Source organism: Streptomyces lydicus (assembly GCF_000717345.1).
GTDB lineage: Bacteria > Actinomycetota > Actinomycetes > Streptomycetales > Streptomycetaceae > Streptomyces > Streptomyces lydicus.
Genome location: NZ_JNZA01000015.1, coordinates 114,483 through 128,502, shown reverse-complemented (window position 1 = coordinate 128,502; position 14,020 = coordinate 114,483). Strand labels below are relative to the sequence as shown.

The window sequence follows — 14,020 nt, the reverse complement described above, 5'->3', positions numbered from 1 at the left end:
TCAGCCCACCACCGCTCCCCCGTCGACCGGCAGCACCACGCCGGTCACGAACGAGGCCGCGGGCGCGGCGAGCCGGGTGACGGCCCAGGCCACCTCTTCGGGGCGGCCCACCCGGCCCATGGGCGTGTGCGCGATCTGCCACTTCCGAACGGCCTCCCGCCGCTCCGGGGACCAGCCCTGGTGCAGCGCGATCGGCGTCTCGATCGCGCCGGGAGCGACCGCGACGACCCGGACGCCGCGCGGTGCGAGTTCCACCGCCCAGCTGCGGGTGAGGAGTTCGAGGGCGGTCTTGGTCGCCGCGTAGACCGCGTTGCCGGGCCAGCCCCGCTGGCCGACGGAGGTGCTGACGTTGACCACCACCCCGCCGGTCCGCTCCAGGTGGGGCAGGGCCTCCTGGGTGAGCAGCACAGGGGCGACGAGGTTCGTCGCCAGTTGGGGCGCCATGCCCTCCCGGGTGTAGCTGCCGAGCGCGCCGTTGCCCACCACCGCGGCGTTGTTGACCAGTACGTCGAGCCGGCCGTACCGCTCCACCGCGTGGCGTACGGCGGCCTCGGGTGCCCCGTCCGCGGTGATGTCGGCGACGTAGGGCGTGATCCCGCCGCCCCCGGAGCCGTCCTGCGCCGCTGCCCCCTCGGCTGCCCCGGCCGCGGTCTCCGCCAGCGGCTCGGCCCGGCGGCCCACCGCCACCACCCGGGCGCCCTCCGCCGCGAAGGCGTGCGCCGTGGCCCGTCCGATGCCCGTACCGGCCCCGGTGACGAGCACGACCCTGCGATCCGATCCCGTTCCGGGCGCGTCCGGCCCGGTCTGCGTGGTGCGTTCCATGCCGGAAGTCTCGAACCCTGACGCCTGTGACAAGGTCAAGCGGCACCTCTCCCGGCGGCGGCCGCGCCCCTCCGCGGACGACGGCCGTTGCCCGGTCGTCCGCTTGACCGGGCCCCTACCCTCTCCGGCATGGACAGTTCCACGGGCAGCACGCGTTCCGGGCACCAGCAGCCGCCGCACCCCGTACGGATACGGGAGATGACCGAGGCCGATGTCGCCGGGGTCTCGGCGGTCCGGGTGCGCGGCTGGCAGGCGGCCTACCGCGGGCTGATGCCGCAGGCGTATCTGGACGCCATGAGCGTGACGGCGGACGCCGCGCGGCGGCGGTCGTGGTTCGCGCGCCGGCCACCGGAGGTGGCCGACCTGGTGGCGGAGGCGGCCGGCGAAGTGGTCGGCTGGGCGTCGGTCGGCCCGGCCCGGGACCCCGACATCGCCCCCGGCGCCGAGGAGTTGCCCGCGCCCCGGCCGACCGCCGGTGAGCTGTTCGCCCTGTACGTGACGCCCCAGCTGATCGGCACCGGCGTGGGACGCGCCCTGATGGCTGCCGGCACGGACCGCGCCCGGGCGAAGGGGTTCCGCGCCCTCTACCTGTGGGTGGTACGCGGCAACACCCGTGCCCGGCGGTTCTACGAGCGGGCCGGCTTCGTTCCGGACGGGGCGGAGGAGGCGTACGAGGTGGGCGGCCGCAGCGTCCCCGAAGTTCGCTACTGGCGCCCGCTCACGGCGAGGACGCCGTAGCCGCGGTGGACACCGGCAGGGGGCGCAGGAGCAGCAGCCCCCGAAGGCCATGATCGTACGGCGTGCAGCGAAAGCACCGCGCGCCGGTTTGCCTCCTTCTGACGTTTATGACTCCCGGGCGCGAGTCCGCCCCCTTTCACGCCGTTACCGGCGTGCACTCCCTCCTGTTTGGCTTGCTCCTGCGCACGGCCACCTTGTTCCCCACCGGCCGTTCTGCTCACTTCTGTTCACCTCCCGGGAGGGAATGTGTCCGTACCGGACAGTGTCACCGGTTCCGCCACCGACGAGCCCGCTCTCGAACCATCCGCAGACGGTGCGCCCACCAGCCTCGGCACACAGGCCGCGCGCCAGCTGGCGACCACCACCAAGTCCGAGCCGCAGATGCAGGCCATCACCTCGCGGTGGCTGCTGAAGTCGCTTCCGTGGGTGGACGTCAAGGGCGGTACCTACCGGGTCAACCGGCGTCTGCAACTCCGCGTCGGCCGGGGCCGTGTCGAGTTCGAGCAGAACGGTGCGGACGACATCAGGGTGATCCCGCGGACACTCACCGAGCTGCCCGCGCTGCGCGGTTACGACGACGGCGAGGTCCTCAAGGAGATCGCCGGCCGCTTCCGGGCCCGGGAGGTCCGGGCCGGCCAGGTCCTCTTCGAGGCCGGCCAGCCCGCCACCGAGGCGTACCTCGTCGTGCACGGCCGTTTCGCCCGCTACACGGCCGGCAAGTACGGCGAGGAGGAGATCATCGGCGTCGTCACGGACGGCGACCAGATGGGGGACGAGGCGCTCGGCCGGCCCGACCCGCTGTGGCGGAGCTCGGTACGGGCCGAGACGGCCGGCGTCCTGATGGTGCTGCCCTGGGACGTGCTCCGGGAGTTCACCGACCGGGTGCCGTCCCTGGCCGCCCATCTGACGGCGTACGCGGAACGGCAGCAGCTCCCCATGAACCGGAAGGGCGAGGCGGAGGTGCCGGTACAGGCGGGCCACGTCGGCGAGCCCACGCTGTCCGGCGGCTTCGTCGACTACGACCTCGCCCCGCGCGAGTACGAACTCTCCCTGACCCAGACCGTGCTGCGGGTGCACAGCCGGGTCGCCGACCTCTACAACGAACCGATGGACCAGACCCAGCAGCAACTCCGGCTCACCGTGGAGGAGATCCGCGAGCGCCAGGAATGGGAACTGGTCAACAACCGGGAGTTCGGGCTGCTGCACAACGCCGACTACGGGCAGCGGATCAGCACCCACACCGGCCCGCCCACCCCCGACGACATGGACGAGCTGTTGTCCATGCGCCGCAAGACCCGGCTGTTCCTGGCCCACCCGAAGGCGATCGCCGCCTTCTTCCGGCAGTGCAACAAACGCGGTCTGGTGCCGGGCACCGCGAACGTCGACGGGCACGAGGTCCCCGCCTGGCGCGGCGTCCCGATCTTCCCGTGCGGCAAGATCCCGATCAGCGAGTCGCACACCAGCAGCATCATCGCGCTGCGCACCGGTGAGGCGGACCAGGGCGTCGTCGGCCTGTACCAGACCGGCCTCCCCGAGGAGTTCCAGCCCGGCCTCAACGTCCGGTTCATGGGCATCGACCAGGCCGCCGTCATCAAGTACCTCGTCACCGCCTACTACTCGCTGGCCATCCTCGTGCCCGACGCGGCCGGGGTCCTGGAGAACGTCCAGATCGGCCGGAACGCCGACTGACCGGGTGGAGTCCCGAACCATGAGCACGCCCCCGAAGACCACGGCCGGATTCACGCTGCCCGGCCCGCCCACACTCACCCGCACCCCGCGGACCCGTCCCGGCGGCGCCGTCCCCGGGCTGAGGTACCGGCCCGCCGCCCCCGCCGACCCGGAAAAGGTCGAGGAGATCGACCGCAGGCTGGAGACCTGGGCCCGCGAGCTGGATCTGTTCCCCTCGGAGTGGAGCGGGGACTTCGCAGAGTTCCAGTTCGGCCGGGCCGTCGTCCTCCAGCACCCCGGCGCGGCCGACCTCGAACGCCTCACCGCCGCGGGCAAGTTGCTGCTGGCGGAGAACATCGTCGACAACTGCTACTGCGAGGAGGACGAGGGCAGGGGCGGCGCGCACCGCGGCCTCGGCGGCCGGCTGATCATGGCCCAGTCGGCCCTCGACCCGTACCACGGCACCCCCGAACACGAGGAGGAGTGGCGCCGCGGCGTGCAGGCCGACGGACCGCTGCGCTCGTACCACGTGGCCCTGAAGGACTACGCGGCCCTCGCCACCCCCAGCCAGACCGACCGGTTCGTCCACGACATCGCCCGGCTGCACCTCGGCTACCTCGCCGAGGCTGCCTGGGCGGAGACGCGGCACGCACCCAAGGTCTGGGAGTACCTGGTGATGCGGCAGTTCAACAACTTCCGCCCGTGCCTGTCCATCGTCGACGCCATCGACGGCTACGAGCTGCCCGAGGCGCTCTACGCCCGTCCCGAGATCCAGCGGGTCACCGCGCTGGCCTGCAACGCCACGACCATCGTCAATGACCTGTACTCGTTCACCAGGGAGCTGGCGAGCGATCCGGACCACCTGAACCTGCCCCAAGTCGTCGCCGCCAACGACCAACGCGGTCTGAAGGCCGCGTACTTGAAGAGCGTCGAGATCCACAACCAGATCATGGAGGCGTTCGAGACGGAGTCGGCCCTGCTGGCCGCCACCTCTCCCCTCATCGAACGGTACCTCCAGGGCCTGGCCGACTGGGTGTCCGGCAACCACGAGTGGCACGCCACCAACACCGACCGCTACCAGCTTCCGAACTACTGGTAGACCGCACCGCGCACCACAGCAAGGAGTCACCGTTGACCATCGCTCCCGCCGGCACCGCCCGCACACCGGTGCCGACCCAGTCCACGTACCAGTCCCGCGTCGCGGACTACTGGAACGCCGAGGAAAACCCGGTCAACCTCGAACTCGGGAAGATCGACGACCTCTACCACCACCACTACGGCATCGGGGGCGCCGACCGGTCGGTGCTCGACGAACCGGATCCCGACCGGCGCCGCGAGCGGGTCACCGCCGAACTCCACCGCCTGGAGCACGCCCAGGCCGAGCTCCTCGCCTCCCACCTCGGTGACGTCTCCGCCGCCGACCGCGTCTTCGACGCCGGGTGCGGACGCGGCGGCGGCAGCGTGGTCGCGCACCAGCGCTACGGCTGCTCCACCGACGGGGCCACCATCTCCGCCAAGCAGGCCGACTTCGCCAACGAGCAGGCCCGCAAGCGCGGCATCGACGACAAGGTGCGCTACCACCACCGCAACATGCTCGACACCGGCTTCACCTCCGGCGCGTACGCGGCGTCCTGGAACAACGAGTCGTCGATGTACGTCGAGCTGGACCTGCTCTTCACCGAGCACGCGCGGCTGCTGCGGCGCGGGGGACGCTATGTGGTGATCACCGGCTGCTACAACGACGCCTACGGGCGCGCCTCCCGCGAGGTGTCCCTGATCAACGCCCACTACATCTGCGACATCCATCCCCGCTCGGCGTACTTCAGCGCGATGGCCCGCAACCGGCTCGTGCCCGTACACGTCGAGGACCTGACGGAGGCCGCGCTGCCGTACTGGGAGCTGCGCCGGGAGGCCGACCATCTGGTCACGGGCATCGAGGACACCTTCCTGAACGCCTACCGCAACGGCAGCTTCCAGTACCTGCTGATCGCCGCCGACCGGGTGTGAGGACGCCGGGGCCGCGCCGCGCGTCGGCGCTGCCCCGGCGAGGCTCTCAGGTCTCCCGCTCCGCCGTCCCGGGGCCCCCGGGTGCCCCAGCGGCCCTGGCCCCCTCCCCGGCCCCGGACGGCTCCGCTCCCTTGGTCCCGCTGCCGCGCTGCGCCGGCACCTCGTGCACCCCCAGCCGTGCCAGCGACGCCGCCGCGGCGGCCGCCAGCCGGGGGTGGGCGACAGCGGCCGTGAGCACCGGGACGGCCCGCCGGTCACCCAGCGCGCCCAGGCCCTCCACGCAGGCGAGCGCCACCCGCCAGTAGGGGTTGTGCGGGGTCAGCAGCCGCTCCAGCGTCGCGATCAGCGCCGGTACGGACTGGGGCGCGCGCAGCTCGGCGAGCAGCCGGACCGGATGCAGGGCGTAGGCGGTGCGCAGCGGGTTGGTGGCGAGCGCGGCCGCCGCACGGGCGGTTCGTGGGTCGCCGAGCCTGCTCAGCGCGTGCGCGGCGGTCGCGCAGCGCACCGGGTCGCGGTAGTTCAGCAGCAGGACGAGCGTCTCGAAGGCGCGCTTGTCGCCGGCGCAGCCGAGGATGAAGGCGGCGATCTCCCTGGCCCACAGGGGGCGTTCCACGGCGACCAGCATCCGGGCCAGTTCCTCCCGCCCCGCGGGGGTGTTCTTGCGGGCCAGCCCCAGTAACCGCTCGTAGGCGACCAGATCCTGTGGGGAGCGGAGTTCGGCCCGCACCCGGTCCGTCAACTCGTGGAATTCGTCTTCCATTTGCCGCTTCCCTCCCGCCGGGCCACCCCGGTCCCTGCGACGTGGCCTGCACCACAGCCTAATGACCCCGACTACCCCTGGCGCTCTGGTTACCCACCGGTTAACCTGCTGGGACGAGCAGCACCCCTGCTCGGGCGGCCTGGTGACGCAGCCGCCACAGAGTGAAGTCGGTTCGGCACAGCACGACACACCTACGGAGACGACGGCACGGCCCCGGGACAGGGCCCGCCGCAGCTCCGCTCCCGCCGGCGCTGCCAGCAGCGCTGCGGCTGCCAGCGGCTTTTGCCGCGGCTCGGCCGCCGCGCCTTTTCCCTGGCCACGCGTCCGCGCGGACACCCTCAGTCGTCACTTCTCCCCTGCCTTCAGGGGAACACCCTCAGGAGTCTCGCGATGGGCCCTCACTCCACCCCAGATCTGCCAACTGAAGCCGCCCCCTTGCCCTTGGCCACCGTGGCCGTCGTCGGTCTCGGCACCATGGGCACCGGCATCGCCGAGGTCCTGACCCGGGCCGGCCGCGAGGTCATCGGCATCGACACCGACGCCACCGCGGCCCGCCAAGCCGTCGCCGCCCTCGAAGCCGCCACCACCCATGCGGTGCGGCGGGACCGGATCACCGAGCGCGAGCGCCAGGACGCCCTGGCCCGCTTCCGTACCTTCACCGACCTGCAGGCCGCCGCGGACGCCGACCTCGTCATCGAGGTGGTGCCCGAGGACTACGAGCTCAAGCGCCAGGTCTTCGCCGAACTGGACGCCGTGGTGCGCCCGGACACCATCCTCGCCACCGGCACCAACGCCCTGTCCGTGACCCGGCTCGCGGCCGACTCGCAGCGCCCCGAGCGGGTGCTCGGCGTGCACTTCTTCAACCCCGCGCCGGCCATGAAGCTGGTCGAGGTGGTCTCCTCGGTCCTCACCGCGCCGACCGCGGTCGCGGCCGTCACCCAGCTCGCCCGCGACCTGGGCAAGGACCCGATCGCAGTCGGCGACCGGCCCGGATTCGTCGCCGACGGCCTGCTCTTCGGCTACCTCAACCAGGCCGCGGCGATGTACGAGTCCAGGTACGCGACCCGGGAGGACATCGACGCCGCGATGCGGCTCGGCTGCGGTCTGCCCATGGGCCCGCTGGCGCTGCTCGACCTGATCGGCGTGGACACCGCCCGTACGGTCCTGGAGGCGATGTACGCCGACTCCCAGGACCGGCTGCACGCCCCCGCGCCGATCCTGGGGCAGCTGGCCGAGGCAGGGCTGACCGGCCGCAAGTCCGGCCGCGGCTTCTACACCTACGAGGCCCCCGGCAGCGGCACGGTGGTCCCGGACGCGGAGAGCCCGGCGGCCGCCGACGCACTCGGCGCCGGCCGTACGGTCGCCTCCGTCGGCGTCGCCGGGTCCGGCACGATGGCGAGCGGCATCGCCGAGGTGTTCGCCAAGGCGGGCTTCAAGGTCGTGCTGGCCGCCCGCAGCCCGGAGAAGGCGGAGAAGGCCAAGGCCCGGATCGCCAAGTCGCTGGGGCGCTCGGTGGACAAGGGCCGGATGACCGCCGAGGCCCGGGACGCCGCGCTGGCCGCGATCACCCCGGCCGGGTCGCTCGACGCCTTCGGGGACGTGGACCTGGCGGTCGAGGCGGTGGCCGAGGACCTCGCGGTCAAGCAGGAGCTGTTCCGGACGCTGGACAAGGTCTGCAAGCCCGGCGCCGTCCTGGCCACCACGACCTCGTCGCTGCCCGTCGTCGCCTGCGCCCGCGCCACCTCGCGCCCGCAGGACGTCATCGGCATGCACTTCTTCAACCCGGCGCCCGCCATGAAGCTGGTCGAGGTGGTGCGTACGGTCCTGACGGCCGACGACGTGCACGCCACCGTGCGGGCGGTCTGCGCCAAGGTCCGCAAGCACCCGGTGGACTGCGGTGACCGGGCCGGATTCATCGTGAACGCGCTGCTGTTCCCGTACCTCAACAACGCGATCAAGATGGTCGAGCAGCACTACGCGACCCTGGACGACATCGACGCCGCCATGAAGCTCGGCGGCGGTTACCCGATGGGCCCGTTCGAACTCCTCGACGTGGTCGGCCTGGACGTGTCCCTGGCCATCGAGAAGGTGCTGCACGCCGAGTTCCGCGACCCCGGGCTCGCCCCGGCGCCGCTGCTGGAGCACCTCGTCGCGGCCGGCTGCCTCGGCCGCAAGACCGGCCGCGGCTTCCGTGAGTACGCCCGGCGCTGACCCGTGGCGCCGCTCCCGCCCGACAGGGGGAGGCTGGGGTGGACTGCTGGAACCCGACGGCGGTCCACCCCCGCTCACAAGGGCGGAGGCGGCACCTCATGCCGCAGGCCGCGTAAATATGCAGTACCGTCCCCACATGTCCCAGCCCGCTCGTACGCAGCCCTCCGACACCCCCGACGCCACTTCTCCCGGCACCCGCCGCGCGGCCGCACAACGGCTCAAGATGCGCCGCGAATTGTCGGCGGCGGCCATGGAGCTGTTCGCGACCAAGGGCTACGAGGCGACGACGGTCGATGAGATCGCGGCCGCCGCGGGCGTCGCCCGGCGGACCTTCTTCCGCCACTTCCGCTCCAAGGAAGAGGCGATCTTCCCCGACCACGACGACACCCTCGTACGGGCCGAGGCGGTCCTGGACGCCGCCCCGCCGCACGAGAACCCGCTCGACACGGTCTGCCGCGGCATCAAGGAGGTCATGCGGATGTACGCGGCCTCCCCGGCCGTCGCGGTGGCCCGCTACCGCCTCACCCGCGAGGTACCCACCCTCCGCGAGGCCGAGATCGCCTCGGTGGCCCGTTACGAGCGACTGTTCACCCGCTATCTGCTGGGCCACTTCGACGAGGGCGCGCACCGCGAGGGCGACGACGACCCGCTGCTCGCCGAGGTCGCCGCGTCCGCCGTGGTCACCGCGCACAACCACGTCCTGCGCCGCTGGCTGCGGGCCGGCGCGGAGGGCGATGTCGAGGCGCAGCTGGACCACGCCTTCGAGATCGTCCGGGAGACGTTCGGCGCCGGCATCGGCGCGGGCCGCACCACCACGGGGGAGCAGCCCGCGGCGGCCGTCTCCAGGGAGGGCGAGGTGCTGGTCGCGGTGGCCCGCACGGACGCCCCGCTGGAGGAGGTCATGCGCACGATCCGCAAGGCCATCAAGGAACGGAAGTAGCGGCGGAACCTCCACCACCGCACAACGTCGCGGCCCGGAGCCCGGGTACGGACCGGGCCGCGACCCGAACGGCCTAATCCCGTCCCTGCGTACGCTGCGTAGGGGCGGGATTTCTTTGCGTGACGACCATGCCTCCGATCGGGGCATCTGTTGCTCATGCGTGCCCCCTGGATGACATCTGAGAGAAATTCTTGGCACTCAGTGTCTTGTCGACTGGCACGCGGTGTCATACGTTGAGGGTGTCCGGGCGGCCGGCGTGCAGTGAACCATCGCGCGCCGGCTGTCCCACCAGCCCTACGCGGCTGGCCGCCCGGACGCCTGCGTCACAGGCACCCCCAGCAGCCGCTGGGCTCCGCGCTCACCACAGCGCTGCCAGGCACCGCGGCCGACGGCTCTGCGACCACCGCAGAGGCGACGGAAGCGGCGCCACCCCGGCCGAACCGACGGCACCACCTCCCGCTCCACCCCCGACGTTCCCTCAAGCCGTTTCCCAGACGAGCTTCGCCGGAGGCACACCGTGAACAAGATCCTGGACGCAATCCTCTCCCCCGACGCCACCAGCGCAGACTTCGCCGCGCTGCCCCTCCCCGAGTCCTACCGCGCGGTGACCGTGCACAAGGACGAGGCCGAGATGTTCGCCGGCCTGCCCACGAAGGAGAAGGACCCCCGTAAGTCGCTGCACGTCGAGGACGTGCCGGTGCCCGAGCTCGGCCCCGGCGAGGCGCTGGTGGCCGTGATGGCCTCCTCCGTGAACTACAACTCCGTGTGGACCTCGATCTTCGAGCCGCTCTCGACGTTCGCGTTCCTGGAGCGCTACGGCAAGCTCTCCCCGCTCACCAAGCGCCATGACCTGCCGTACCACGTCATCGGCTCCGACCTGGCCGGCGTCGTGCTGCGCACCGGTCCCGGCGTCAACGCCTGGGGCCCCGGCGACGAGGTCGTCGCGCACTGCCTGTCCGTCGAGCTGGAGTCCTCCGACGGCCACAACGACACCATGCTCGACCCCGAGCAGCGCATCTGGGGCTTCGAGACCAACTTCGGCGGCCTGGCCGAGATCGCCCTGGTCAAGTCCAACCAGCTGATGCCCAAGCCCAAGCACCTGAGCTGGGAGGAGGCGGCGGCGCCGGGTCTGGTGAACTCCACCGCGTACCGCCAGCTGGTCTCCCGCAACGGCGCCGGCATGAAGCAGGGCGACAACGTCCTGATCTGGGGCGCGAGCGGTGGACTCGGCAGCTACGCCACCCAGTTCGCGCTGGCCGGCGGCGCCAACCCGATCTGCGTGGTCTCCAGCGACCAGAAGGCGGAGATCTGCCGGAAGATGGGCGCCGAGGCGATCATCGACCGCAACGCCGAGGGCTACAAGTTCTGGAAGGACGAGCGCACCCAGGACCCGAAGGAGTGGAAGCGCTTCGGCAAGCGCATCCGCGAATTCACCGGCGGCGAGGACATCGACATCGTCTTCGAGCACCCCGGCCGCGAGACCTTCGGCGCGAGCGTCTACGTCACCCGCAAGGGCGGCACCATCACCACCTGCGCCTCGACCTCGGGCTACATGCACGAGTACGACAACCGCTACCTGTGGATGTCGCTGAAGCGGATCATCGGCTCGCACTTCGCCAACTACCGCGAGGCGTGGGAGGCCAACCGCCTGATCGCCAAGGGCAAGATCCACCCCACCCTGTCGAAGACGTACACCCTCGAGGAGACCGGCCAGGCGGCGTACGACGTGCACCGCAACCTCCACCAGGGCAAGGTCGGCGTGCTGGCGCTGGCCCCCGAGGAGGGCATGGGAGTGCGCGATGAGGAAATGCGCGCCAAGCACCTCGACGCCATCAACCGGTTCCGGAACGTCTGAGCCTCTCGGGCTTTCCTGAACCCCGAAGATACGGGCCTGATATGACTGAGCGTCAGAAGGATCGTCCGTGGCTGATGCGGACCTACGCCGGGCACTCCACCGCCGAGGCGTCCAATGAGCTGTACCGGCGCAACCTCGCCAAGGGCCAGACCGGTCTGTCGGTCGCGTTCGACCTTCCGACGCAGACCGGTTACGACCCCGACCACATCCTCGCCCGCGGTGAGGTCGGCCGGGTCGGGGTCCCGGTGTCCCACCTCGGCGACATGCGGCGGCTGTTCCAGGACATACCCCTGGACCAGATGAACACCTCCATGACCATCAATGCGACGGCCATGTGGCTGCTGGCGCTGTACGAGGTGGTCGCCGAGGAGCAGGGTGCCGACATCAGCAAGCTGTCGGGCACCACGCAGAACGACATCGTCAAGGAATACCTCTCGCGCGGGACGCACGTCTTCCCGCCCGGGCCGTCGCTGCGGCTCACCACCGACATGATCACGTACACGGTGGCGCACCTCCCCAAATGGAACCCGATCAACATCTGCAGCTACCACCTGCAGGAGGCCGGGGCCACGCCGGTGCAGGAGATCGCCTACGCCATGTCCACCGCCATCGCGGTGCTGGACGCGGTGCGCGACTCCGGCCAGGTGCCGCCGGAGAAGTTCGGCGACGTCGTGGCCCGCATCTCGTTCTTCGTGAACGCGGGCGTCCGGTTCGTCGAGGAGATGTGCAAGATGCGCGCCTTCGGCCGCATCTGGGACAAGATCACCCGCGAGCGCTACGGCATCGAGAACGAGAAGCAGCGCCGCTTCCGCTACGGCGTCCAGGTCAACTCGCTCGGGCTGACCGAGGCGCAGCCGGAGAACAACGTCCAGCGCATCGTGCTGGAGATGCTGGCCGTGACGCTCTCCAAGGACGCCCGCGCCCGCGCCGTCCAACTCCCGGCCTGGAACGAGGCGCTGGGGCTCCCCCGCCCCTGGGACCAGCAGTGGTCGCTGCGCATCCAGCAGGTCCTGGCGCACGAGAGCGACCTGCTGGAGTACGAGGACATCTTCGCCGGCTCGCACGTCATCGAGGCCAAGGTGGACGCCCTGGTCACCGACTGCCTCGCGGAGATCGAGCGGATCCAGGAGATGGGCGGCGCGATGGCCGCGGTGGAGTCCGGCTACCTCAAGTCGCAGCTGGTCTCCGCGCACGCCGAGCGGCGCGCCCGGATCGAGGCCGGCGAGGAGAAGATCGTCGGCGTCAACTGCTTCGAGGGCACCGAGCCCAACCCGCTCACCGCGGACCTCGACACGGCCATCATGACCGTCGACCCGGCCAACGAGGCACGCGTGGTGCAGGCGCTGCACGAGTGGCGGGACAACCGCGACGAGACGCGCGCCCAGGAGGCGCTGTCGGTGCTGAAGAAGACCGCGGCGGGCGACGCCAACCTCTTCGCGGCCACCCTGGAGTGCGCCCGCGCCGGCGTCACGACCGGCGAGTGGTCCTGGGCGCTGCGGGACGTCTTCGGCGAGTTCCGGGCACCCACCGGTGTCTCCAGCGCTCCCCTGGCGGTCGCCGCCGAGGCGGGCACCCCGCTGGCCGCGGTCCGCGAGAAGGTCGCCAAGACGGCGGCCGAGCTCGGCACCGGCAAGCTGCGGCTGCTGGTCGGCAAGCCCGGCCTGGACGGTCACAGCAACGGCGCCGAGCAGATCGCGGTACGGGCCAGGGACGCCGGCTTCGAGGTGATCTACCAGGGCATCCGGCTCACCCCGGAGCAGATCGTCTCGGCGGCGGTCGCCGAGGACGTGCACTGCGTGGGCCTGTCCATCCTGTCCGGCTCGCACGCCGAGCTGGTACCGGACGTCCTGGACCGGCTGCGCCGCACCGGCGTGGATGACATGCCCGTCATCGTCGGCGGCATCATTCCCTCCGCCGACGCCACCGCGCTCCGGGAAGCCGGTGTGGCGGCCGTCTTCACCCCCAAGGACTTCGGTATCACGGAGATCATCGGCCGTATCGTCGACGAGATCCGGAAAGCCAACCAGCTCGACCCTCTGGAGGTCCCCGCATGACAGCCCCCGGCAATCGCCTGCGGCCCCGTCGCTCCTGTCTCGCGGTCCCCGGCAGCAATCCGCGTTTCCTGGAGAAGGCCCAGGGCCTCCCGGCGGACCAGGTCTTCCTGGACCTGGAGGACGCCTGCGCCCCGCTCGCCAAGGAGGGCGCCCGGCACTCCATCGTCGAGGCGCTGAACGGCGGCGACTGGACCGGCAAGACCCGGGTCGTGCGGGTCAACGACTGGACGACGCACTGGACGTACCGGGACGTCATCACGGTCGTCGAGGGCGCGGGGCCCAACCTCGACTGCATCATGCTGCCCAAGGTCCAGGACGCCCAGCAGATCGTGGCGCTGGACCTGCTGCTGACCCAGATCGAGAAGACGATGGGCTTCGAGGTCGGCCGGATCGGCATCGAGGCTCAGATCGAGAACGCCAAGGGTCTGGTGAACGTCGACGGGATCGCCGGCGCCTCGCCGCGCCTGGAGACCATCATCTTCGGCCCGGCCGACTTCATGGCGTCGATCAACATGAAGTCCCTGGTGGTCGGGGAGCAGCCGCCCGGCTATGGCGCCGATGCCTATCACTACATTCTGATGCGCATTCTGATGGCGGCAAGGACCTACGATTTGCAGGCTATCGACGGCCCGTACCTTCAGATTAAGAACATTGACGGCTATCGCGAGGTGGCCGGCCGGGCCGCGGCCCTCGGCTTCGACGGCAAGTGGGTACTGCATCCGGGTCAGGTCGATGCCGCCAACGAGGTGTTCTCGCCCTCCCAGGAGGACTACGACCACGCCGAGCTGATCCTGGACGCCTACGAGTGGCACACCTCGGAGGCGGGCGGCAAGAAGGGGTCGGCGATGCTCGGCGACGAGATGATCGACGAGGCGAGCCGGAAAATGGCGCTCGTCGTCTCCGGCAAGGGCCGGGCCGCAGGCATGATCCGTACATCCAAGTTCGAAGCCCCGGAGGCGTGAGCA

Annotated in this window: 11 protein-coding genes; 9 read left to right on the top strand and 2 right to left on the bottom strand. The window is 71.1% G+C overall.

Going from position 1 to position 14,020, the window contains the following annotated elements; all coding sequences use genetic code 11:
* Positions 1 to 822, bottom strand: a complete 822-nt coding sequence (locus tag OO62_RS16890; protein WP_033268240.1) for an SDR family NAD(P)-dependent oxidoreductase — start codon at positions 820 to 822, stop codon at positions 1 to 3.
* Positions 823 to 1,020: 198 nt separating this feature from the next.
* Here OO62_RS16890 and OO62_RS16885 point away from each other — a divergent pair, with 198 nt between their 5' ends.
* The 4 genes from OO62_RS16885 to OO62_RS16870 all read left to right on the top strand — a co-directional run bounded on the left by OO62_RS16885 (position 1,021) and on the right by OO62_RS16870 (position 5,235).
* On the top strand, positions 1,021 to 1,560 hold the full coding sequence (locus OO62_RS16885; RefSeq protein WP_033268239.1) for a GNAT family N-acetyltransferase: 540 nt from the start codon (positions 1,021 to 1,023) through the stop codon (positions 1,558 to 1,560).
* Between the two features lie 246 nt (positions 1,561 to 1,806).
* Positions 1,807 to 3,249, top strand: coding sequence for a family 2B encapsulin nanocompartment shell protein (locus OO62_RS16880; RefSeq protein WP_033268238.1), 1,443 nt, complete (start codon positions 1,807 to 1,809; stop codon positions 3,247 to 3,249).
* Positions 3,250 to 3,268: 19 nt separating this feature from the next.
* Complete coding sequence (locus tag OO62_RS16875) at positions 3,269 to 4,327, top strand: family 2 encapsulin nanocompartment cargo protein terpene cyclase (RefSeq protein ID WP_033268237.1); 1,059 nt, start codon at positions 3,269 to 3,271, stop codon at positions 4,325 to 4,327.
* 32 nt (positions 4,328 to 4,359) lie between these two features.
* Positions 4,360 to 5,235 (top strand): geranyl diphosphate 2-C-methyltransferase, encoded by an 876-nt coding sequence (locus tag OO62_RS16870; RefSeq protein WP_033268236.1) that lies wholly within the window; start codon positions 4,360 to 4,362, stop codon positions 5,233 to 5,235.
* A gap of 46 nt (positions 5,236 to 5,281) precedes the next feature.
* On the opposite strand, the gene OO62_RS16865 is transcribed toward OO62_RS16870, so the two are convergent.
* Positions 5,282 to 5,995, bottom strand: coding sequence for a HEAT repeat domain-containing protein (locus tag OO62_RS16865; protein WP_077193939.1), 714 nt, complete (start codon positions 5,993 to 5,995; stop codon positions 5,282 to 5,284).
* A gap of 390 nt (positions 5,996 to 6,385) precedes the next feature.
* On the opposite strand from OO62_RS16865, the gene OO62_RS16860 reads away from it, so the two are divergent.
* The 5 genes from OO62_RS16860 to OO62_RS16840 all read left to right on the top strand — a co-directional run bounded on the left by OO62_RS16860 (position 6,386) and on the right by OO62_RS16840 (position 14,017).
* Complete coding sequence (locus OO62_RS16860) at positions 6,386 to 8,206, top strand: 3-hydroxyacyl-CoA dehydrogenase family protein (RefSeq protein ID WP_051733302.1); 1,821 nt, start codon at positions 6,386 to 6,388, stop codon at positions 8,204 to 8,206.
* Positions 8,207 to 8,342: 136 nt separating this feature from the next.
* The gene (locus OO62_RS16855) at positions 8,343 to 9,146 is read left to right on the top strand and encodes a TetR family transcriptional regulator (RefSeq protein WP_099871557.1); all 804 of its coding nucleotides are present in this window, start codon (positions 8,343 to 8,345) and stop codon (positions 9,144 to 9,146) included.
* A gap of 517 nt (positions 9,147 to 9,663) precedes the next feature.
* Positions 9,664 to 11,001 (top strand): crotonyl-CoA carboxylase/reductase, encoded by a 1,338-nt coding sequence (gene ccrA / locus OO62_RS16850; protein ID WP_033268234.1) that lies wholly within the window; start codon positions 9,664 to 9,666, stop codon positions 10,999 to 11,001.
* Positions 11,002 to 11,042: 41 nt separating this feature from the next.
* Positions 11,043 to 13,055, top strand: coding sequence for a protein meaA (locus OO62_RS16845; RefSeq protein WP_033268233.1), 2,013 nt, complete (start codon positions 11,043 to 11,045; stop codon positions 13,053 to 13,055).
* Positions 13,052 to 14,017 (top strand): HpcH/HpaI aldolase/citrate lyase family protein, encoded by a 966-nt coding sequence (locus OO62_RS16840; protein WP_033268232.1) that lies wholly within the window; start codon positions 13,052 to 13,054, stop codon positions 14,015 to 14,017. The genes OO62_RS16845 and OO62_RS16840 overlap by 4 nt, the downstream gene beginning before the upstream one ends.
* Positions 14,018 to 14,020: the final 3 nt, after the last annotated feature.